The organism is Fuerstiella sp. (assembly GCA_022447225.1).
GTDB lineage: Bacteria > Planctomycetota > Planctomycetia > Planctomycetales > Planctomycetaceae > S139-18.
This window is the reverse complement of sequence record JAKVAZ010000009.1, coordinates 253,886-277,714: the sequence shown is the minus strand read 5'-3', so window position 1 is coordinate 277,714 and position 23,829 is coordinate 253,886. Positions and strand designations below refer to the sequence as shown.

Here is a 23,829-nt window from a genome sequence, read left to right as displayed (position 1 = left end):
GAGTGCGGATCTGCAGGAAATTCTCGCGGCCCCGGGGCGAACGCTAATCGGCCCGTGAAGCCATCTGCGAGCTGTCATCCTGAATGTCGACGTACTTAAACCAGTTCTCAAAAGTTTCAACGGGCTTGAAGTACTTCATGCGATGGTGAATCACATAGTGACGTGTTCTCGCCATGCTGCCTGCATACGGACAGTCTGTAAGAATGATCTGCTGCATGCGCTCGTAGATGGCAGTGCGTTCCGGGCAGGGCTGCATTCCCAAAATCTGCTCATATAACGCATCATACTCGGGGTTCCTGTAATTATAGTGATTCGACCCAGGGCTTTCATTCGGACCATAGAACAGTGCCAGGTTGTTCTCACCGTCCGGATAGTCGGAACCCCATGCGAATGAAAAGAATGCAGCCTTTCTGCGATCGACCGTTGATATCAGTGTGGGGAAATCAACCAGGTTATTTTTGATCCGCACGTTGATTGTTGCCAGCTGTCGACGCAACATTTCACTCTGTTCGCGATTGTTGCGTCCCTGAGAAGTGAAATAGTCGATGACCGGCAGGCCGCGCCCGTCGGGATATCCGGCCTCGGCCAGCAGCCGTCTGGCGCGTTCAATGTTCGGACCACGATAGCTGTGAGGGGATTGACCGGTTGGAGGATGACCGTCCAGTGATGGCGGAATCACGCCGTCATACACCACATTTAATCCGTTATAGAACGTTTCGTTCCGTTCGTTCCAGTCCAGAGCCAGGCAGATTGCCTGTCGAAGTTTCCTGTTATTTTCGGACATGCCACCCAGCAGTTCATCATCCATATTGAAACCATAGAAAATGAAATCCAGCAATGGAACGCCCACTGAACGAATGCCCTGATCCTTCCATCTTGGGCGCAGCGCCACGGTCGTCTTTTGATTGACAGTTCGTTTGGTGAAGACCTGAGGAAAATTTTCTGCCGGAACCTGGGCGAAGTCGAAATCTTTGGCGCGAAAATGCAGCCACATCGGCTGATCCTGCTGAAAGAATGAGATATGAATGACATCCAGCAGGGGCAGTTTTCGGCCAGCAGCCTCGTGCAGGCCGTACGTCTCGTCTTCCGGCATGTGTTCGTGTGGAAAACGACATTCGTGATAGTTCGGATTACGTCTGAATGTCATTTTCAGTCCGAACTGCCAGTCACCGGGTTTGAGAACGAACGGGCCTGTCCCGACCGGACGCAGTCCGAAACGGGAGCCATATCTGTCAATGGCTTCGCGGGGCACCACACCGGTCTGAAACATTGCAAGCACCCAAAAGAATCGTGCGGACGGCTGAACAAGTGTCACCTGAAATTCATAGTCATTGACAACGGTGAATCCGGCAACCGGAGCGTCGTAGTCAAACTTTTCTCCTGAATCGACCCGGCGCTGCTGTTCTCTGCGGAAATCATCGAACCCCACGATCGTATCCTTAATGACCCACCAGACCTTTGAGCCGGCCTGAGTGTCCGCCATACGTTTCCATGAATAGAACACATCGGATGCGGTCAGTTCGCGGCCCCGACCCTGGGGAAAACAGGGGTCATCGTGAAAGCAAATTCCTTTCTTCAGACGAAACGTCCACGTACGCTGATCTGCTGACGTGGGCATCTCCGAAAGCAGCAGTGGTTCGAGTTCAAACGGCCGTTTGAGATACTTGTACTGCAGCAGGGTTTCGATGATCTGGCTGGCACAACGATTTTCATAGACCGTCGAGCCACGAATCGGATCAAGTGACTTGGGACCCTCACTGCGCATCGGAAAGTGTCCGATACGCAGCGGGGGTCCTTCTGAGGATTGTGTGAACTCCGGCAGGTCGGCGGCAGTCTGAGAACAAGCCCACAGAGCCACCCAGCTCAACACGGTCACTTGCAGAAATGGTCTCGTATGGTGATTCATCGTTTACCTGAACGGCCTCGTCACCGAAGGAGATGTTCTGACGACTCTTCGGATTTCGTCGATTTAGCAGAAAAGTTATGCCGTGGCAGACAGCGCTGCAAGGGCAGGCCACACCTCCATTATTCCATGTTTATCCGGTTTTACGAACCGGACAGGTCGGCAGGGGGGACCAGCTGAGTCATCACATTTAATCGCGGTCAAGTGCTGTCTATGGAATTTGCCTAATGTTCTCATCAGGAACACGGTCGACGAGTCGGTTTTCAACCGGCTTTTGACTCGGTATTCTTGTGGGTCCTGCCTGTTTACTTTCGTTTACCCTCGTGCCGGCGAGAGTGCTGTCCGCAATTCTGTCTTTCCACGTATGAGATCCAGCGGCAACATGACGTCATCCGAACACGGGTTATCTTCCTTTCAGTATCAGCCCCGAACCCGTCTGATATTCGGACAGGGGGCCGTTGACCGTCTCAGTGACCTGGTCCTGGAGTTGGGTGGTTCGCGTGTGTTGCTGGTAACCGATGCCGGGCTCAGAAAAGCCGGACACTGCAGTCGGGCGGCGGGAATGTTGCGGGCAGCCGGCATCTCAGTGTTCGTGTTTGACCGTGTGTCCGAAAATCCCACCACGGAAGATGTGGAACGGTGCACCGCGTTTGCTGAACCGCACAAAGTGGATTTCATCGTCGGTTTAGGTGGAGGCAGCAGCATTGACTGTGCTAAAGGCGCCAATTTTCTACTGACAAGTGGTGGGCAAATGCAGGACTATCGGGGCGTGGGCAAGGCAAAGGCGCCAATGCTCCCGATGATCTCCGTTCCGACAACTGCCGGTACGGGAAGTGAGGCACAATCGTTTGCCGTCATCGCTGATCCTGTCACACACATGAAGATGCCGTGTGGCGACCCCAGGGCTGCGTGTCGGGCAGCAATACTGGACCCCGAATTGACAGTCACAATGCCGCATTCAGTGGCCACCGTAACCGGCATCGATGCAATGACGCACGCAATAGAGAGTTTTGTGACAAAAAATCGCAACCCTGTGTCGCAGATGTTTGCCAGACAGGCATGGAGGCTGTTGTCAGACGCGTTTCCGGCGATACTGGACAATCCTGGCGATCTGGAAGCTCGGGGGCGCATGCAGTTGGGAGCGCATTTCGCCGGAACGGCGATCGAAAACAGCATGCTCGGGGCCGCGCATGCTCTGGCTAATCCGCTTACAGCGCACTTTGGCACTGTTCACGGTCGGGCCGTTGGGCTTCTGCTTCCCCGTGTGATTCGATGGAACATATCAACAGTCGGGGAGCTGTATCATGATCTGGCGGTCTCGGCGGGCTGGGCCGAGTCAACGGATTCACCGGAGCACGCTTCGCGGGAACTGGCCGATCGATTTACCAAACTTCTGGTGAGAGCTGATATGCCCACATCTCTTGCGGAACTGGCCGACGAGAATGAACTGCTGGAAAACATACGGACTCTGTCTGAAGAAGCGTCGCAGCAGTGGACCGGGACTTTTAATCCTCGAAAAATGGATGCAGACGATTTTTGTCAGGTCTACAGAAATGCTCTGGCAAGCGGGACTGCCTCCGTTAAACATGTGGGTTGAGACAATTTTGCGTGATGATAAGGGAGATTCTGTGATGCGGCACTTCCATCGTCGCATGATTCTGATTGCATTGTTCACTGGAGTAGTAGGGTTTGTTCTGCCACAACGTGCTTTGTGCCAGGAATCGACGGGAGAGTTGCCCGGCGGTTGGCCCGCCTTTCGGGGGACACCGGATCAGCGTGGTGTGGCCCGGACGTCGTTGTCAGACCGTCCCGAATTGTTGTGGGAACTCGAATCCAAAGATGGCTGGGTGGGCACATGCGCAATCGTTGGTGACTTTGTCTACGCTCCGGCACTGGAGGGTTATCTGTACTGTTTGGAACGAGATACAGGACATGTGGTGTGGAAGTGTCGCTCAATTGCCAGCAGCGACGAAAAAGAGTTTGCTCCTGGTTTCAAGGCGGCGCCACTTGTCGTTGGTGACACAGTTTACGCGGGAGATGAAGACGGATATCTGCACGCCATTGATATTAAATCGGGTAAGCATCGCTGGCCGTCACCGTTCGAAACCGGAGCGGAGATTGCCGGCGGGGTCGGTTACTGGAATGAGCAGCTGATTCTGGCGTCACACGATTCGTTTCTATATTTTTTGTCACTGGATGGTAAAGAAATTTCCCGGTTTCAGACGCGAGATCGCATTAACTGCTCGCCGGCAATCGTTGACCATTTTACATTTGTGTCAGGATGTGACTCAGAGTTGAGAGTCATCGATCTGCGGAGTCGAGAGGAAGTTCTGTCAGTCGATATGAACGACTATTTGATCGCTTCACCGGCAGTTGTTGGCGATTCCTTGTATGTTGGCTCTCACAGGGGCGTGATGACGGCATTGAACTGGAAGACCGGTGATGTGCTTTGGCGTTATGAGGGAGAGCGACAGCAGTCGATTCATGCGTCGGCCGTAGCGACAGATGACCTGATTCTTGTTGGATCGCATGACAAGGTTATGTATGCCATCGATCGTGAAACGGGAAGGTCCCGCTGGAAATTTGCGACGAATGCCCGAATTGACTGCTCGGCGGCGGTAGTTGGTTCTCGGGTCTTCTTCGGGTCAGGTGACGGAAATATCTATGGTCTGTCGCTTGACGATGGTAAAGAAGTCTGGAAGTACCATGCAGGACATCCGATTAGTGCCGGAATGGCCATTGGGGAGAAATGTATGGTGGTTGGTGAAGACACCAGCGGGGGACGTTTGCTGTGTTTCCAGTAGCGGCCGGTCGTTAAAGAATCTCGCTGAGCGGCAAGTCGATTATGTTTTTCCGTTATCAGTTTAGTTGCTGTACGTTATGACCATCGATACCTCCTCGACAACAGAGCCGGGCAGCTATTTTATCTCGAATTATCCACCGTTTTCACTGTGGAATTCGTCTCATGTTCCCAAACTGAAACGGGCGTTGGATGTTCCTCCGACGACGAACAGTCCGCTGGGACTGTACATTCATATTCCGTTTTGTCGCAAACGCTGTAAGTTTTGTTACTTTCGCGTATACACAAATCAGAATGCGAAGCGAATTGAAGAATATGTCCAGAGTCTGATTCGGGAAATCGAACTCGTTAGCCGGTGCCCCGGTATGGGTGATCGGGAACTGTTGTTTGTTTATTTCGGTGGTGGCACACCGTCGTATCTCAGTGCGCGTCAACTGCAGTCACTTCGCCGGCGTATGTCGGAGCACGTTTCCTGGGACAATGCCAGCGAAGTGACATTTGAATGTGAACCAGGAACTCTCAGTCTGGAGAAACTCAGAACACTTCGTGAAATCGGAGTCACGCGGCTGTCATTGGGAGTGGAGAACTTCGATGACGGAATTCTTGAAAACAATGGCCGTGCGCATTTGTCTCCGGAAATCCATAAAGCGTGGGGCTGGATCCAGCAGGTTGGTTTTCCTCAGGTGAACATCGATTTGATTGCAGGAATGGTGGGGGAGTCCGACGACAACTGGGAACACTGTATTGAACAGGCAGTTGAGTTATGTCCCGACAATATCACGATTTACCAGATGGAATTGCCTTTCAATACCGTATATTCAAAAGAGATGCGTGACCGGGGAGTTGGCTCCCCTGTTGCTGACTGGGCAAAAAAAAGGCAGTGGGTCAGTCAGGCGATGGATCGACTGATTGAAGCGGGCTATCACATTTCAAGCGGCAACGAACTCGTGCGTGATCCGGATCTGGATCAGTTTGTTTATCGGGACAATGTGTGGCGCGGCTGTGATCTCATCGCTACCGGTGTTTCTTCTTTTGGACACTTTCAGGGTGTGCACTATCAGAATCTGGACGTGATTGAAGACTATACGGCAGCGGTCAGTGAGGGACGATTACCACTGAATCGAGCCCTGCAGCCATCGGCCAGACAACTGCTGATTCGTGAAATGGTGCTGCAAATGAAGGAAGGCCACATTCAGGCCTCATCCTTTGAGGAAAAATTCGGCGTGGATATTCTGGAAGAGTTTCGACAGGCTTTCGATAATCAGTGTGCTGCCGGTTATCTGACAGTCAATGGTGATCGAGTCGAACTCACTCGCCGGGGCCTGTTGCAGGTTGACAGCCTGCTGCCCGAATACTTCGAAGAAGAGCATCGGGCTGTTCGCTATTCGTGATCCCGTTTTTAGTTAAACATCTTCGGTCAATATCAACGTGAATCCACTCATCGAACTCGAAAAACTTGTATCTCTTTTTCCCGAAACTGAATGCACACCGTTGTATCATCAGGCGGAGCACGTAGCACGGGAAGCCGTGCCGGAACCGTATCACCGCATGCTGGTTCACGAACATCATATGACCGTGACCATGGAAGCCTATCATGACTGTGCTGTTGAAGTGGAGGTCATTGATTCCGGATTTGTCGACGATTTGTATTGTCGTAAGATTCTCCTGCGGAATGACGCTACCCGTGAAATCGTGCAGTTCGGAATCGTTCGTTTCAACTTTAATTTCGTAACGGATTCCGTAAGACAGGAGATTGAGTCCCGGAAGATTCCAATGGGGCGTGTGCTGATTCAGCACAACGTGTTGCGACACATCGACCTGGGAGCAATTATCAGACTGAACGCAGGTCCGGGACTGGCGCATTATCTCCGGATGAACGAGAGAGAGACAACGTACGGTCGGATGGCAACGATTTTCTGCGATGGGCAGCCTGCAGTGGATTTGTTTGAAGTATCATCCCCATTGTCGTGACGGAATTTGGTTCTATGATGAGTGGTAAAGCACAAGTTGTGAACTAATGAATCCAGTGACCCCTCAAACCACAGTCGATTACCTGCCGTCCGTCGCCGGACACTGGGATGTCATTGTGATCGGTGGAGGTCCGGCAGGAGCAACGACAGCAGCGCTTGTTGCAGAGTACGGTCATCGTGTTCTCCTGCTGGAAAGATCCACCGTTCCCAGGTTTCATGTTGGTGAGTCGCTGATTCCCGAGACCTGGTGGACTTTGCGACGACTGGGACTGCTGCAGCAGCTCACTGAGTCTGCATTTCCCCGCAAATACAGCGTTCAGTTTGTCAGCGATGGATTCCGAGAGTCGGCACCGTTTTATTTCGACCTGCACAAACCTCACGAAAGCAGTGTTACCTGGCAGGTCATTCGCAGTGACTTTGATCGCATGATTCTGGACCGGGCCCGCGAACTCGGTACTGTGGTGCACACTTCTGCACAGGTGACCGAAGTACTGTTTGACGGCGAGCGGGCGACCGGCGTGCGGGTTCAGCTGAAACCTAAGAACGGGCAAAAAACGGAAACAACGGTTTCGGCCACAGTGGTCGTTGATGCGACCGGTCAGTCGGCATTTATCAGCAATCGTCGTCGGGACCGCGTTCGAGATCCGTATTTGAGAAAAGGAACTGTCTGGGGCTACTTTCGTGGAGCACAGCGTGACTCAGGCCGCGACGAAGGTGCTACGCTGATCATGCAGACCGGCGGCAAGAAATCCTGGTTTTGGTACATTCCACTTCCGGACGACCTGGTCAGCGTTGGGTGTACCGGTGACATACCTTATCTGTTCGGGAAGGAGACCGGAACTCCTGCTGAATCGTTTGCCCGCGAACTGGCACGCTGTCCGGCGATGGCCCAGAGGCTTACTGCTGCAGAGCAATGCGGAGATTTTTTCACGACACGTGATTTCTCGTATTATGCGGGGACCGGAGCGGGGTCCGGCTGGCTGCTGGTAGGCGATGCGTTTGGGTTTGTCGACCCCGTCTATTCCAGCGGAGTATTTCTGGCATTAAAGGGAGGGGAATTTGCGGCTGATTCGATTCACGAAGCACTGGAGCGGGGTGATACGTCCGGGGAACGTCTGGGGCAGTGGCAGCCGTTGTACAAGCAGGGTATTGAAAATTTTCGGCAACTGGCTTATGCCTTTTATGCCCCGGATTTCAGCTTCGCTTCCTTTCTAAAGCAGTACCCTCAGTTCCATTCCAATCTGGTCGATATTCTGGTTGGCGATGTCTTTAAACCGGGTGTTGGAAAAATGTTTGAGGCAATGGGGCACATTCAGCCTCCGGTTGCCCAATAGACTGGCACCGGGTACTTCGTGAGTTGAGAAACAGTCTACGACACTGGCTCTTCAGTGACTGGCTCTTCAGTGACTGGCTCTTCAGTGACTGGCTCTTCAGTGACTGGCTCTTCAGTGACTGGCTCTTCAGTGACTGGGTTGATAAATCCGAGATCAGGCCAGTCTTCCCAAGGATACATCGTATTCTGTTCAGCAAAATCCCCCAAGTCCTCTTCCAGCATCGTCAGATACAATCCGGCAAGTGTCCGGTAAGGTGTTTCGCCATACTCGGTCATTACGCTCTTCAGACTCAAACGGGCCGTGTCGACACTGCCTGCTTCGATTTCAATCATGGCCTGGATGAAGCGAGGTTCAACATGGGTCGCTGGTGCTGAACGCATCGGCACACTGCACTGGATCAGCTGTGACAAAGGCCATTGAGTCACAGCATTTGAACGCAATGTGGTCTCTATCGATGCGATTAGTGGGAGTGTGGCCAGCGAGCGGACACGAATTTCCGGACTGTTGCCGGTCATTTTCAGTTCATTGGCATACTGCCTCATTCTATCTGCCGGACTTGGTGTTCCATCGGGCGTGCTTTCATACGATCCCAGCCCGAGTTGAGCAATCACTGACATGGTGGTCCAGGGGTAAGCTTCGGATTCGGCTTCGGATTCCTGGCCGGCCATTGAATCCAGCTGGCGGTAGAGATTGTAACCGTCCTGCAGTGCTCCGGTCTCCATCAGGAGTTGTCCGCGCAGCGTCTCTGCCAGCCCAAAGGCCTGTGGGGCCTTTCTGATGTCCTCCAGGTTTGTCTGTAACTGGATCAAGGCTGCACGGAGATGTCCTCTGGAGGCAGCATTCGCAGCAATCGAGTACTGCACTGCTCCCTGCTCAGCAGGATTCTCGGAGGATATCTGCTGAGCTTCTTCTGCCAGCTGGACTTCCAGGCTTGTTACCGTATCTCTGAGTCGTTCCTGTGTTTCCCGAAGCTGTGTTATGTTCTGCCGCTGCTGGTCGCTGGCATCGTTGCTTATATTCCGTTCCAGTAACGGCAGTGTCCTATTCAGACATTCAAGTGCCTGATCAAGTTTTCCCCGTTGAACATAAACGGTGTAAAGTAAATTCCAGGCAGATACGTGCTCCGGATCAATGGTGACAGCCTGTCGTCCGGCCATCACAATCTGCATATATCTCATGTCGTCGGCATATCGACTACCTGTTTGCTGTACAATTCGGGATTCCAGTAAAGCCAGGCGAGCGTAGGCCGTCGCCAGAAAATAGAACCCGTCCGCATTCTGGTCATCCTGGGTGACAAGTCGGTTGGCCGCCCGAATTGCGGTCATGAGAGATGCCGGAGTGTCCGACAGGGCCAGAAACAGACGCGTTTTTCTTAACTCTTCGGGATGAGTCTTTCGCGTTCGATAGAGATACCGTTCGTAGAATCCTTTTTCCCGGGCGAATTCAAATCGAAAGTCTGTCGTCGGTTCAACATCACGAAAAGTGTCCTTCACCAGATCCACCTGCATCGCGTCGTCTTCCGCATCGTTTCTGGGCAAATAGGCGAATACAGCGGATGAGGATTCTAGACTGGTTAATCGCCACGATTCGGAATCGGCGCTGAGTGCCAGCAACGTGTTCATGTGCGGCGATTCAGGCGGATACAGGCCGGCGATGAAATGTGTAATTCCTTCTGCCTGCAGTTGTTCACGCACTTCGCTGTCATCATCCACAGATGTTTTATCCTGCTCGGTCGAAGCCTCCTGACTCTCCGAATCTTCCGAAGCTGAAACGGTATCGCTGTTTGCGATAGTTCTTGCTGCATTGAATGTCTTCTTTCGCAAATTCAGGTACCGACTAATCGCTGAGTCCGTCGCGTCCGGATGGCCAAACTGAGTAAGTCGGGTGTCGATGTAGCTCTTTCGGTTGGTCCAGATTAAAAAGTTGCCGAGATCGACGCGTGAGTGCAGTACACGTGCTTCCTCGGGTAACGTCTGTAACTGTTTATCCAGTGCCGTCAACGTCGTCTTCAGATCCTTTGTGAACCCTAAGCCTACCGGTGTGCGAGTAGGCAGGCGGTCCATTACCACGAGAAACCCAAGTGCGGCAAAAGACAGGACCGTGAGTGCCCGGCCAGTTCGTGAAAACAGAACTTCCGACGCTTTAACTGTATATTCCTGAGGAAATGTCTTCTGATACCACCGCTGACCGACTGTACCGGCGACGGCAGCGGCAACCAGTGCTGTCGCCGGCAGTTCATGGATCGACAAAGCGGCAAGAATAATGAAACCGGACAGTACAAAGGTCCATGGAGCGTCGCGTCGATCCCTGGACAGAACCAATGCAACCACAGCCAACAGAATCACTAAAATTGCGGCCACATATCCAAACTCGAATCCACCCCACACCTCAGGATTGAACAACGAATAGTACTCCGTTCGTCCGTCCAGAATTGTGACTGTCTCTGCATTCAGTGGATACAGTGCCCGCAGCGCCGGATATTCCACCTGGTATGTGTGAAGAACTGAGAGGAAAGACGCAGCGGGAAACGGATTGAACAATAATGCGGCCGCGGAAATTCCGGTGGTTTTCCACATTACGGATGGTGCGGCTGCCGGCAGAATCTTTTTCGCGCCTGATGCAAAACTCCATCCGGCACTGAATAGGAGCAGTGCGACGACACCAAGCCAGGCATGTGGATCCATGTTGGTCCAAATGGCGATTGTGAGCGGGGTCTTCCAGATTAATCCGGCGACTTTGCCCTCGATTGCCCCATGCAGCAAACAGAGGATCACCATCAGTCCGGATAGTGTCACCAAATCAGTGACTGGCATCAGGTCGGACGTACAGGCAGCAATGGCGATCACTCCGCAAATTGAATTCCACCACGTCGGCAATCCGGCGACGGAAATACGTGTGAGCAGCCAGGCGATCAGACCACCCGCGCAGACCTTGAGGATCGTCAGGCCGGTCGCACCGCCCACAGCCCAGACCGAACCAATTAAATGATCGAACAGCCAGTTGAGATTGGCCGTCGGCTGCCCCTCGTTGGCGAAAGAAAATACGTCCGTCCTCGGAGGCAGAAAACCATTTGCCTGCATAAAGTTGCCGGACCGGATGTGGATCAGAACTCTGCTGTCGGCAATCTGACCGAAACTGAACAGCACTGCCAGCAGAATGGCAGCACCCCGCAGCATGAAGTCGCCTCGGATTGCCTCTTCTTCAACAAGTTCGGGTGTCAATTCCTCCAGCTCAGGAAGGTCGTCCCCGGAAGCAGTCCACGCAGTGCCCATTGTGAGTTGCGAGTCATCGTCCGCAGACTCAGGAAGTGATGCATTTGAATCTGTCACAGGGATATCCTAACGTTGCGTGGCCCAAAAATCTCGTAAGGTGTTGTTATTGTTATGGTTGCGTTAATTTTTGGGCGATGGGCAAGAATGAGCAGCGTCACTGTTCATCGACTACGCACGGATTTACAACGGCGTTGGCGAATCGCATACAGCGAGGATCGCCCCTTCCCATTTCCACAATTACTCATTTTGGCACCGGTGAAGCTTGCTGTTAACGCTTATCGTGAACGTATGACGACCTGACTAACGAATTTTTACCACGGTGATGCGTCCTCAGACGCACAACCTGCAGGTTAGCTTCAAGCTTATTGCCGAAGGCTGATTCGCAAAGCAGGATTTTGCCGGAACAGGTTTGCATCTGTCCGACGACCGACTGAATGGTCTGGTCAACCGGTTGAAGCATCTTGACCATCCTCTCAACTGCATCGTAGTGTGCCGCTGTTTTCCACGTGGTTTTGTGCTCGAATGGTGGTTTTCCGGTCGTAACCTTCCGTGTTTGACTCCAAAACAGGGAACCAACCTCCGATCGCAACACTTCTTTTTTTTACACGTCGCGTTCGCGACCTCGTCCTTGTGTCCCCTCTCTGCCTTCCTGCACTTCCGATCATCACTGGTTTTACGGGCTCACGTTGATTTGTGACCGTTGAATCGAATCGCGACAGTCAGGTCGGGCGGTTTTGGTTAATCCTTCTGCCGGAAACCATCCCATGAACGCTGATCCTGACATTCAGCACGATACCCGGCAATTTCTGTTCCTGTTACTTGCCGCAATGGCTTTTATTTGCTGCGGTTGCACCAGCAGCCTGCTTCAATTGCCGTCTAACGCTGTCACGTCACGGCTTACGGAATTCGTCCGGCGAGATTCAGTAGATAAAGACGCGGTCAAAAAGACTGTATTGGACGACTTTGACACCTCACTCGAAACTCCGCTGCTGGGTGACTACATCAGTGTTCAGGGAAACACACTGGTGCCACTTCGAGGTGTGGGGCTTGTCGTAAACCTGGACGGTACGGGGGGTAATCCGCCGCCGTCAACGCTGCGAACTGATCTCCAGAGAGAGATGGCGCGACGCAGGATTCCATCACCTTCTAAAATTTTGAGCAGTCCTAATACAGCGCTGGTAGTGGTTACGGCGTATTTGCCGGCTTTTGTCCGTAAGGGACAGCCGTTTGATGTGCGAGTGACGTTGCCGGTAAACACAAAGGGTAACAGTCTCAGAGGAGGCTATCTGCTGGCAACTCGATTATTTGAAGAAACTGAAATTCGCGGCCACGGTACGCACAGAGGCGATGAATATGCCCTGGCGGAGGGGCCGGTGCTGACAGCCTTCGGGGCAACTCAGGGAAGTTCTGAATCAAACGGGCTTATGGGAAGAGGAAGCATTCCGGGCGGAGCAACCGCAACGACAAATCGTGAACTGGATATCGTGATTCGCAGGCGATTTCAAAGCGTGCGAAAGGCAAAGCAGATCGCCGACGCAGTTTCAGCACGCTTTCAGCGCTATGACAGATTTGGACGTCAGCAGGAACTGGCAGTTGCCAGAACTGATGCTTTGATCAAACTGCATCCTCATCCGATTTACAGAAATAATTTTCCTCGCTTCCACCATGTTATTCGAAGTATTCCGCTGGCAGAGAACGAAGTCGCCCGACGGCTGAGACTGGAAGGACAGGCTGAACGTCTGCTGGTCCCCGAGTCGTCAGCACTCGCTGCTGTCCAGCTGGAGGCCGTTGGAAACGATGCAAAACCGTTTCTGCTGGCGGGCCTGAAGTCTCCGCATGGTGATGTGAAGTTCTTTGCAGCTGAAGCACTCGCCTATCTTCAGGATTCACAGGAGTCGGACGCCGTACACATTCTTAAAGTTGCAGCACGGGATGAACCGGCTTTTCGCGTTTATGCTTTAGCCGCATTGACGACAATGGATACGGCTCAGTCCATGCTTGCTCTGCGCGAACTGCTCGATGCGAAGTCACTGGAAGCTCGCTATGGAGCCGTTCGTGCTATTTCCGAAGTTAATGACAATGACCGTTCTCTTAATACCATACGTTTCAAAAATAGATTTGTTTTGCGGCAGATTGATTCCAGCGGTGCGTCTGCCGTACATCTGGCCCGGCGTCGCAGTCCGGAAATCACAGTTTTCGGAGTCAATCAGAAACTGCTGCTGCCGGCAGTGCTGAATGTGGGTAACAAGATCCGTGTCATCGGTCACGACGGTGATGAGACGGTCGAGATTTCACAGTATCAGCTTGGACAGGATACCGTACGTCGAACGTGCAGTCGCCGGCTGGTAGACATACTTAAGACAGTGGGTGAATTGAAAGCGGCGTATCCTGACGTTGTTCAGTTCATGATTGAGGCTGAACAACAGGACAATCTGCCGGGAGAACTTGGTATTGATCGACTGCCGCAGGCGGGCCGTACCTACATTCAGAAGGTAGGCAGCGGTGAGTTGGAAACGGACAGGAAGGTAGGGACTCCATCCAGAACACCGGGTATCTTCGATCGCATTGATGATGTGCAGGTAGACGGAGATATCCAAGACCTTAATCTGACCACACTTCGCAATCCGTCTCAGCATGCAGAAGGAACAAGCCCCGAAATTAATGAAGAGCCTGCAACAGTGTCGGCGAATCAAACGAGGGATGACAATTCATCAACGTTTCGGCAGACTGATGTTTCAGACGTTGAAGCAGGTCTGCGCACCGACACTGAAGAACCGGTCAACCACAGAAATTCTGCCGGCGTGCTGAATCGATTCATGAAGAATCCATTTGGCCAGCACAAATTCTAAGTGTCAATCTCTGGTTGATTTGTGAGGGCCGACCGGTTGACTGAATTGCACGTCATCCACGTTGGTTTTATCCCTGTTGACATTCACCTGATTCCGATTGTTTTTTAATGCTCCGGTCGCTGGAATTATTCGGCTTCAAGAGTTTTGCCGACAAGACTGTATTCGAGTTTTCCACCGGAATTACCGGAGTGGTGGGCCCGAACGGCAGCGGCAAGAGCAATGTCGTTGATTCGATCAAGTGGATCTTAGGGGATCAGAGTCCCCGGAGTCTGCGCGGCCAGGAAATGACGGATGTCATTTTTAATGGATCTTCAGGTCGTGGGCCGGCTCAGTTTGCGGAAGCCACTCTGGTTTTTGACAACCGCTCCGGATATCTGCCGGTTGACATGGACGAAGTCACGATTGGGCGGCGACTGTGGCAGTCGGGTGATTCCGAGTATCTGATCAATCGTAATGCCGCACGGTTAAAAGACATTCGTGACCTGTTTTCGGGAACCGGTGCGGGAGCGGCTGCCTACTGTATCATTGAGCAGGGGCGTGTGGATCAGATTTTGCAGTCAAACGCTGCGAATCGTCGGTTGATCTTTGAAGAAGCTGCCGGCATCGCACGCTTCAAGTTGCGTCGGTCTGAGACGACACGCCGCCTGGAACGCGTGGAGCAGAATCTGCTGCGTTTGACTGATATCGTGGACGAAGTCGAATCTCAGGTTGGGGCAATCCGCAGTCAGGCTCAGCGTGCAGCCCGGTTTCGTGAAATTTCCTCTGAACTTGAAGCGTTATGGGTGGGAATGGTCAGCGATGATTTCCGTCGTCAGACTGTGGTTCAGCAGGATCTTGCATCGCAGCAGGACAAGGCGTCTGCAATGCTCAGAGAGATGCGGACTCAGCGGGAACAAGCCGAGCAGCGGTCAGAGGATGCCGAAACTGCATTAAATTCAATCGAGGAGGAAATGCGAGCACTGGAATCCAGACGGGCGGATCTGCGCAGTCGGATTGCAAGTCTGGAAACCACGTTGCAACATCAGTCAACTCGTGAGACGGAACTGGAACTGGATTTAAAGCGACTGGATCGTCAGTTGAAAGTTATGGATGGACGCGTCACTGAAGCTGCCCGGGAGGAATCTCACATTTCACGGGTGTTTAATCTGGAGCAGCAGAAACTGGAAACATCGAGATCGCAGCAACATACAGGCAATACTCAGCTGAATCAGTTACGCGAGAGTCTGGAACAGACCCGAAACAAAATTATAACCACACGTGAGCAGGTGCTGCAGCAGGTACAGAAAAATTCAGCACTATCCAGCTGCATTACGACGTTGTGTTCTGAAGAAGATTCTGTCACGCGCCGAATGAGTGAGCTGAATTCGTCACTGGAACAACAGTCGGCGGAATGTGCTCAGCTGCGTGAAAAAATGAATCAGCTGGTGGATTCCGGGAGTTCGGCTGCCGACACTCTTCGGAACGCTCAGGACAGGGCCGGCCAAATCCGGACAGGTCAGGAATCAATTGTGGTTCAGCAGTCGTCTTTACGGGAGTCACTGGCGGAGATGCGTGAACAGCGTAGCGCGTTGCTGGCGCGTCGCTCCGTTCTGGAAGACCTGGAAGAACGACAGGAAGGTTTCGGAATTGGAGTCCGGGATATCCTTAGCCGGGCCGAAACGTCAGCTCAGTCTCCCTGGAATCTGATTCGCGGAAGTGTTGCTGACCTGCTGGATGTCGATATGTCCCAGGCGGCATTGCTGGAAGTCGCACTTTCCGGCCGGGCTCAACTACTGGTCGTCGACCGCATGGGGCCGCTGGTTGATTATCTGGGTAGCGGCCGCTGCCGTATCAGCGGTCGCGTTGGATTTGTCTCGCTGGAGTCAGCCGGTGATGTTCCGGCGGGCGATGACTCGGTAACGTCGAATACCGACAAAGACTCACGGTGTTCCGGCGACGATGCCGATCCGCTTCGGCTGCCCGAATTCGATTTGGAATGGCTCGATGACATCGGCAGTGGTGCTTTGGATGTTGAATTTTCTCCGGAACTCAGTGTGACCTGGGTGGACGGACAAACTAACACTCCGGTGCGACAGTCTGTTTTTTCACCCTCAGAGACTCCCTCTCTGACCGGCCGCCCGGGAGTGATTGGCAGAGCTGACAGTCTGGCCCGTTCTCCACGTCATCTGCCACATCTGGCGTCGTTCCTGCTGGCTGATACCTGGGTCGTAAAGTCACTGTCTGATGCCGTGCGAATTGTGGAAGAATCGAGTGGCATGGTCCGGGCTGTCACTCCACAGGGAGAACTGGTCGAAAGTGACGGTACCTTGCACAGTGGAATGCTTCGCAGCGAGTCAGCAGTCGTGTCACGTAAAAGCGAATTGCGGCGACTAAAAAATGAACTGAACCGAACTGAACATCTGATTGTGGAAGGCGAGTTAAAGCTTAAGCGTCTGGCCAGTGAATCAGAGGCGAACGAATTACAGTTGGCGAACGCTCAGCAATCCGTTGCTGAAGCCGCTGATCAATGTCGTGGAACGGAGCAGGACACTGTCGAAACACAGCAGGCAGTCAAGTTTTCCGAACAACGGATTGAACGTCTTACGACCCGACAGGAGCAGCTCAACGCAGAACTGGATTCACTGGAGCTGCGACGGCGTACGACTGGTGACCAGCACACAGCCGGTGAAAATCAGTTGAAGGGGCTCCGTGACAGTCTGGAAAAATATGAAGCGGAAGTGACAGACGGGCAGCAGCAGCTGGAAGAACTGAAGCAGGGACGCACTGAATTCAGTCTCGAACTGACACGCTTGGAAGAAAGAGCTCTTTCGCTGCAGGAGGCAGCCCTGCGTGTACGCGACGATGTGAAAGAGCGGTGTCTGCAGCGGCAGGAAGCGGAACGACGACGGTGCGCCGGTAAGTCCCGTGTCCTGGAGCTGACTTTGGCGAAACTGAATGTGCGCGCCGAACTGGCGGAGATTTACGTGGATGAAGACCGAACGGCAGTCCAGATTGCAGCACATGGTTCGACCCGGGAGTTGCTTCGGAATCGCCAACAGGAAGCCAGCGAACGTGAAGTGGAAGTACGTGAGCAGTGTTCAGTTAAAGAGCGACAGCATCATGAACTGGAATTGCAGATCAACGACATCAGACATCAGCTGACAACGGCGGCCGAACGCATCAGGGATGAATATGAGATTTCTGTTGAGGAGGCGGTGCAACAGGGGCGTTCTGCGCTGACAGTCTGGCTGAATCAGCTAACGACCAGTGAGAATGCTGATGGTGCCGAAGAAGGGGCCGGACCTGAGGTCAGACTGACGGTGGATTCTCCTGAAGTCTCAGCCATTCTGTATGACACAGCTCAATATTCGGAATTAAGGGAATCAATTGAACAGCGTATAGATCGGTTACGTCGGCAACTCCGGAAGATTGGCAGCGTCAGTACAGAAAGCCTGGAAAATCTTTCCGAACTGGAGGATCGATTTGAACGACTGCATTCGCAGTTGCGTGATCTCGAAGCTGCGCGCGATACCTTGAAAGACATGGTGCGTCGAATCAATGTGGAATGCCGACGAATGTTTTTAGAATCGTTTTCCTGCATTCAGGAGCATTTTCGAGATATCTTCCGGCGGCTGTTCGGCGGCGGGGAAGCCGATTTGATTCTTGAAGATTCTGACGAAGTGCTGGATTGCTCGATTGACGTGGTTGCCCGGCCGCCGGGTAAGGAATTGCGGAGTATTACTTTGCTCAGTGGTGGCGAGAAAACACTCACTGCAGTTGCACTGCTGCTGTCTATTTTTCGCAGTCGTCCGAGTCCGTTTTGTCTGCTGGATGAGGTTGATGCAGCATTGGATGATGCCAATATCAGCCGTTTCGTAGGCGTGCTTAAAGACTTTCGCGATGCGACACAGTTCATCATGATTACACATCGCAAACCCACCATGGCTGTCACAGACGTGCTTTATGGAGTGACAATGGAGGAATCCGGCGTGTCAAAACGGCTTTCGGTGTGTTTTGAGGAGATCGACGAACGGGGTAATTTTATTACCCGGCAGGACGGTCAGGCTCGAGCCGCCTGATACCGTTTATCAGCAACGGTGTGGAGTCTGCGGGGCCCCGGTACCATACCCGTGGTGGTTTAGTGTGACTCCTCGGGTGTTGCGGGGAACGATCAGAGAGTTCTGCAGGGACAGATTTCCGGGTAATTGCTGTGAAGCAACTTCCGGCACCTGGGGGACCGGAGTAGAGGAGTTGGCGGGATCGACCTAATGATCATGTCAGCTGACTCTACATTCAGTATCTGCCGTTATACCGTTTCAGACTGCATCCTGTTTCTTCAGCCTGTCTCAAGTCTGACGGACTGGTGAGACAGACCGGTGATATGTTAGGCTGTTAAAGTATATTTTTCCTGGTTCTTTGGCTGTCAGAAAGGCCGGTCTTGTGTCTGAAGTCCTCGAAAGCTTTGACATCGAATGGCACGGAAATACTGTTGTCGTCGTCCCTGCCGCCAGTGTGGAGTCCCTTCAGTGGGATTTGGTGGAGCAGGCGGCCGACTTCGTCATGGAATCCCTTGCGAATCAGGAAGTGCCAATGGTGGTGTTCGATCTCACGCAGGTCGGATATTTTGGTTCCGTGTTCCTCGCACTGATTTTGCGATGTCATAAATTTCTCAAGCGTCGAGGTGGTGAACTGGTCCTGTGTGGGGCCAATGAGATGGCCCGAGAGTTACTGAAGATCACAGCGCTCGATACAATCTGGGCGATTTATGATACGCGTCCGGAAGCCATGCAGGCGATCGATTCATGATTTGCAGAAGACGCGACCCGGTCGGTGTAGTTCAGACTGATCGGAGAATTTGATTGAATGGTCCGGGAGGAAATTTAGCCTCGTGAAAAGGAAGTATCTGCGACATTCCAGGGCGTCCGAACTGGACGTGATTGAGCATTTGTCGGAACTGACTCAGCATTCTGAGCTCATAAGCGAAATCAAAGCAACAGCCGATCTGCTGGCAGCCGACAAAGCCACACGAGGTGACCTGAAAATCCTGAGTCGTGCCCTGCGTGAACTGCGATACGCGTTCAAAGTTTTTACGCCGTACCGTCGGGACCGTAAGGTGACGGTTTTCGGGTCTGCGAGGACTCAGCCGGATGATCCGGTGTGGCAGCAGGTGGAATTGTACGGTCAGCGCATGGCCGAAGAAGGCTGGATGGTGGTTACCGGTGCCGGGGGTGGCATCATGGAGGCAGCGCATCAGGGGGCCGGCCGAGAGATGGCCATGGGACTCAATATTTTGCTGCCGTTCGAACAGGAGGCGAATTCTGTTATCAGCGGCGATCCGAAACTGGTGAATCTCAAATACTTTTTTACTCGAAAATTATTATTTGTTAAGGAAGTACATGCTGTGGTTTCCTGTCCGGGAGGGTTCGGAACTCAGGACGAAGCCTTCGAAACACTGACACTCGTACAGACAGGTAAACGTGACCTGATGCCCATGGTGTTTCTGGACAAACCTGGCGGAACGTACTGGAAACGCTGGCTGGAGTTCGTAACCACAGAGCTCATGGATCAGGGAATGATTTCGCCCAGTGATATGTCGCTGTTCAAGGTCACAGATGATGCGGAAGAGGCAGTGGATGAAGTACTTGGTTTCTACAGCGTGTACAACAGCATGAGGTTCGTACGAGATCGACTCATATTGAGACTTCACAGCGAACCCGACAACGATCTGGTCGAGCAGCTCAACGATGAGTTCAGCGACATTGTTGAATCCGGTCGGATTCAAAAGGCATCGGCGCATCGCCTGGAAGCGGACGATGAGCACCTGCAGGACCTGCCGCGATTGTCATTTGTGTTCAATCGAAAAGCTGTTGGACGACTGCGCGAACTGGTTAACGTACTCAATGAATCACTGGGGCCGGCTGACGCATCTCGTGACGATTGACTCTCTGCTATACGCAACGCTGTTATGGGCTCCGGGTTCGGGTGTTTTGGTTCGCTGAATATCGAGTTGGGATGCGATGACATTATCGGCGTGCGCCGGTAACTGCGGACTCTGCGATTACGTGCGAAACAGGCATGTCTCCGACCAGGAGTCCTGAAGGGCACTGTTCGGTGCATCGTATTCTGATCGTTAAATCCCTCTTCACTCCGAAGAAAAGAACAAAGTCCCTGTTTCCTTTCTATACTTCTGGGCCGCATGGTGTTCCGAGGACTCCGGACAGATACAAATCTGTGACGACGTCGGCAGAGAACAGAGTATTCGATGAATACTGCGGCGTGTTTCTGAGTCCTCACCTGTCAATGACCTGATCGAGGTCGGCCTAACCGTCACGTCTGATCAGATCCTGGAGAAGATTAGCGAGTTTGAAAGAACCATCATCGAACCGTCAGTGGTAGCACGGTAGAGTACTGGCGGTTCCGGTGAGTACCTTCGTAATTTGTAACATCAGAATTGGCAACTTGGACCCTCTGCATTTTATTCCCGTTGCTGCTGCATTCGGCATTTGTGTCGTCTTGACGCCGGTCATCCGCAGTTTTGCCAGACGATTCAGCCTGGTTGCTCAACCGAGCGAAGACCGGTGGCACCAGACTCCGACTGCGCTCTGCGGCGGCATTGCGATTTTCGGATCGGTGATGGTCGTGTTATTTGTTGCGGGACCGGATGGATTTCAGTTTCGCAGCATACTTGCTGCCGGCAGTCTGTTGTTTCTGGTTGGACTGATTGATGATCTTCGATCGATCAAACCCTATCAAAAGCTGATCGCACAAATTCTGGCAGCAGCGATCGTCTGTGTCAGCGGAGTTATTCTCCCGTGGACACCTTTCCCTCTGATCAATATGGCAATCACCATCCTGTGGCTGGTGGGGATCACAAACGCAGTGAATCTCCTTGATAATATGGATGGTCTTGCTGCAGGGATTTCTGCGATTGCCGGTTCGTTTCTGACCGCGAATCTTTTGATCAATGGTCAGATAGCCGAAACCGTTGCTGTTGCTTCATTCGTTGCAGCGTTGATTGGATTTTTGGTCTACAACTTCAATCCGGCATCCATCTTCATGGGTGATTGTGGGTCAATGTTTCTGGGGTTCTTTCTGGCTGGAACATCGATGCTGAGTATCACCGGAGGCCGTCTGCAGAGTCTTCCGGTGCTGGTTGTTCCGGTCCTTGTGTTGCTGATTCCGATTTTTGACACCACGCTGGTGGCCATTGTGAGGCGGATGTCAGGTCGAGCGATTTCGCAGGGAGGACGCGATCATGCCTCGCACCGACTGGTGGCGCTTGGGCTTTCCGAACGACGTGCCGTTTTAATGCTGTATGGGCTGGCAGCCGTTTCCGGCTGTCTGGGACTGGCCGTTCGGTGGCTTCCGATCGACACCGCGGTGGCATCGGTCATCGGACTGACGATCATCCTCTCCCTGGTCGGTATCTATCTCGCGCAGGTGTCTGTTTACGATGCGTCCGAGGTGGCTGAAGCCCGCCGCCAGCCACTTGTGGCTTTTCTCATCGATCTTTCTTACAAACGTCGGGTGTTTGAGGTCCTGCTGGACGCCGTTCTTGTGCTGATGTCCTGGTACGTGGCCTCGTTGATTCTGTTTGGCAGAGCAGCACTGAACGAAGGCTGGGGGCAATTCGTGCATTTTGCTCCTCTGCTGCTCGCCGTTAAACTACCTGTGATGCTGATGACGGGAGTGTATCGTGGCCTGTGGCGCTACATCGGCCTTGACAGCGTGCTGACCTACGCGAAAGCAGTTGCCTCTTCGTCCGTTGGGCTCGCTCTCGCGTTACTGTTGATGTATCGCTTCGAGGGATTTTCTCGTACGGTGCTGGTGCTGGATGCCGTTGTGTTATTCACCTGTCTGACAACCAGCCGATTTATGTTCCGTTTACTCCGTCGGGTCCTGCCAGGGGGTGACGTGGCGTTCGGTCGCACCGAGAGTAAACGTGTTCTGATTTATGGGGCCGGCGACGCTGGTGAACTTTTGGTTCGGGAACTGCGCAATAATTTACGCTGGGGATGCCACCCCATTGGATTTCTGGATGACGATCCGCTCAAGATCAACAAAGTCATCCACGGTCTTCGCGTTCTTGGGGGCAACGATGATTTGCTGGAGATCTGCCAACGGCAGAATGTGGACGAAGTCCTCGTTTCCAGCACACGTATCTCCGATGGTCGGATCATGGAGATCTCGGAAGAGTGTGGGAGACACGGTATTGCCCTCCGTCGTATGCGTTTTCATCTGGAACCGATCTCGACACTTCCCGACCATCCACTCGTTGGTGCGTATGAATCATCAGACGGCGACGCGGATGGTGATGTGAATGATCGCTGGAAAACCCTGCCGCGATGAACCGTCGACTGACCACTGGAGTCAAGTGGCTGAACAATTCGAAACAATTCGGGTCGATAGTGTCCTGAGGTCAACTTCAGAGATGAGCGTCAAAGGCGTGCACCTGGATGTCGAGACGAACACAGTAGTGTCTGCATTTACCGCCTGACCATGCTGCTTTTGACCGTTGTTGCAAAGCCGGCCGATTTTGGGATCGCATTGATCCGGTCATTGACGCGACTCTGGTCCGTCAATGAGGAGTCCTCGGTTATTTCCTCTCCGGAACTATCCGGCTGTGAGGCCCAGGGCATCCATTCGCTCTGTAATGAGCGTTCGTTCATCGGGCGTTAGGGCTCGCAAAGGACGGCGGGGTTCCCCTACGTCGAAGCCCAGATGTTGCAGAGCGGCCTTAGCCACGCCCATGCCGTAAACCTGGAAGCCGGCATCGATCATCGCGCAGGATTTCTGCTGAAGTTCGCGAGCGCGGGCAATGTCGTCGGCCAGGAACGCTTGATAGATTTCCACGTAGACCTGTGGCATGAAATTGTAGGTCAGGCCGATGCCGCCATTAGCTCCCAGATTCAGGGCCGACAGAAACACCTCATCGTTTCCGGAATAGACGATCAAATCCTCGCGTAGTAGTCGTATTCGGTGCATGTTGAAATGATCGTAGTCTGAGAACTTCAATCCACTCACGTTAGGAATTTCCAGCAATTGCCGCATTTCGTCGACGCTCATTTGTTTGCCGGTTAACGCTGGTATGTGATAAACAAACAGAGGCAACCTGGTTGCCGAAGCGATCAAACGGTAATGTTCCATCGCAGCCAGTGAATCAACGTTGTAGTAAATCGGCGGCAATACGCTCACCGCGGCCGCGCCACCGGCTTCAGCGTGCTGCGCCAGATCGATTGTCGTGGCGGTATCGAGCGTTGCCACGTGTGCGATGACTTTTCCCCGGCCGTCTGCGGCGCGGACGGTGGCTTCCAGCATTTGTCTGCGTTCGTCGGGCGAGAGCAGCAGACCTTCACCGGTGCCGCCACAAATGTAAAATCCATCGACGCCTTCTTTCAGATGCCAGTTGACGATCTCTTTAACGACTGTTTCATTGATGCCGCCGGTTCTGTCGAAAGGAGTCACAAGTGCCGGGTAGATCCCGTGGAACTGTTTCATTGATTCTGTCTCCGTGAGATTGATAAACATGTCCGGCCGCCGTCAGATATGGCACGGAAGGTCATCCGCCCCCTGTGATCCGTTGTCAATCAATTTAAACGACCACCAGGTGGTGGGAAATAATCGATTCAGAAGTCAGAACTTCCTGTCTGTCTGTCTGTCTGTCTGTCTGTCTGTCTGTCTGTCTGTCTGTCTGTCTGTCTGTCTGTCTGTCTGTCTGTCTG

13 protein-coding genes are annotated in these 23,829 nt (G+C 52.9%); 10 read left to right on the top strand and 3 right to left on the bottom strand.

Annotated elements, in window-relative coordinates:
- Positions 1 to 43: 43 nt before the first annotated feature.
- Positions 44 to 1,906 carry an ABC transporter substrate-binding protein gene (locus tag MK110_11795; protein MCH2211978.1) on the bottom strand — a complete coding sequence of 621 codons (1,863 nt, stop codon included), beginning with the start codon at positions 1,904 to 1,906 and terminating at the stop codon, positions 44 to 46.
- A 379-nt stretch (positions 1,907 to 2,285) separates the two neighbouring features.
- On the opposite strand from MK110_11795, the gene MK110_11790 reads away from it, so the two are divergent.
- The 5 genes from MK110_11790 (at position 2,286) to MK110_11770 (ending at position 8,007) form a co-directional block, all read left to right on the top strand.
- Complete coding sequence (locus MK110_11790; GenBank protein ID MCH2211977.1) at positions 2,286 to 3,500, top strand: iron-containing alcohol dehydrogenase; 1,215 nt, start codon at positions 2,286 to 2,288, stop codon at positions 3,498 to 3,500.
- Between the two features lie 34 nt (positions 3,501 to 3,534).
- Positions 3,535 to 4,707, top strand: coding sequence for a PQQ-binding-like beta-propeller repeat protein (locus MK110_11785; GenBank protein MCH2211976.1), 1,173 nt, complete (start codon positions 3,535 to 3,537; stop codon positions 4,705 to 4,707).
- Between the two features lie 76 nt (positions 4,708 to 4,783).
- Complete coding sequence (locus MK110_11780) at positions 4,784 to 6,094, top strand: coproporphyrinogen III oxidase family protein (protein ID MCH2211975.1); 1,311 nt, start codon at positions 4,784 to 4,786, stop codon at positions 6,092 to 6,094.
- 37 nt (positions 6,095 to 6,131) lie between these two features.
- The gene (locus tag MK110_11775; protein MCH2211974.1) at positions 6,132 to 6,674 is read left to right on the top strand and encodes a hypothetical protein; all 543 of its coding nucleotides are present in this window, start codon (positions 6,132 to 6,134) and stop codon (positions 6,672 to 6,674) included.
- Positions 6,675 to 6,720: 46 nt separating this feature from the next.
- Positions 6,721 to 8,007 (top strand): tryptophan 7-halogenase, encoded by a 1,287-nt coding sequence (locus tag MK110_11770; protein ID MCH2211973.1) that lies wholly within the window; start codon positions 6,721 to 6,723, stop codon positions 8,005 to 8,007.
- A gap of 35 nt (positions 8,008 to 8,042) precedes the next feature.
- On the opposite strand, the gene MK110_11765 is transcribed toward MK110_11770, so the two are convergent.
- Complete coding sequence (locus tag MK110_11765) at positions 8,043 to 11,336, bottom strand: hypothetical protein (GenBank protein ID MCH2211972.1); 3,294 nt, start codon at positions 11,334 to 11,336, stop codon at positions 8,043 to 8,045.
- A gap of 707 nt (positions 11,337 to 12,043) precedes the next feature.
- Between MK110_11765 and MK110_11760 the strand changes: the two genes are divergently transcribed.
- The 5 genes from MK110_11760 to MK110_11740 all read left to right on the top strand — a co-directional run bounded on the left by MK110_11760 (position 12,044) and on the right by MK110_11740 (position 22,456).
- Positions 12,044 to 14,128 carry a flagellar basal body P-ring protein FlgI gene (locus tag MK110_11760; GenBank protein ID MCH2211971.1) on the top strand — a complete coding sequence of 695 codons (2,085 nt, stop codon included), beginning with the start codon at positions 12,044 to 12,046 and terminating at the stop codon, positions 14,126 to 14,128.
- Between the two features lie 107 nt (positions 14,129 to 14,235).
- The gene (locus MK110_11755) at positions 14,236 to 18,186 is read left to right on the top strand and encodes an AAA family ATPase (GenBank protein ID MCH2211970.1); all 3,951 of its coding nucleotides are present in this window, start codon (positions 14,236 to 14,238) and stop codon (positions 18,184 to 18,186) included.
- A gap of 361 nt (positions 18,187 to 18,547) precedes the next feature.
- Positions 18,548 to 18,913, top strand: coding sequence for an STAS domain-containing protein (locus MK110_11750; GenBank protein MCH2211969.1), 366 nt, complete (start codon positions 18,548 to 18,550; stop codon positions 18,911 to 18,913).
- Between the two features lie 82 nt (positions 18,914 to 18,995).
- Positions 18,996 to 20,048, top strand: a complete 1,053-nt coding sequence (locus MK110_11745) for a TIGR00730 family Rossman fold protein (protein MCH2211968.1) — start codon at positions 18,996 to 18,998, stop codon at positions 20,046 to 20,048.
- Between the two features lie 518 nt (positions 20,049 to 20,566).
- Positions 20,567 to 22,456, top strand: a complete 1,890-nt coding sequence (locus tag MK110_11740) for a hypothetical protein (protein ID MCH2211967.1) — start codon at positions 20,567 to 20,569, stop codon at positions 22,454 to 22,456.
- Positions 22,457 to 22,720: 264 nt separating this feature from the next.
- Here MK110_11740 and MK110_11735 read toward each other — a convergent pair whose 3' ends face one another.
- Complete coding sequence (locus MK110_11735; GenBank protein MCH2211966.1) at positions 22,721 to 23,605, bottom strand: dihydrodipicolinate synthase family protein; 885 nt, start codon at positions 23,603 to 23,605, stop codon at positions 22,721 to 22,723.
- Positions 23,606 to 23,829 lie beyond the last annotated feature (224 nt).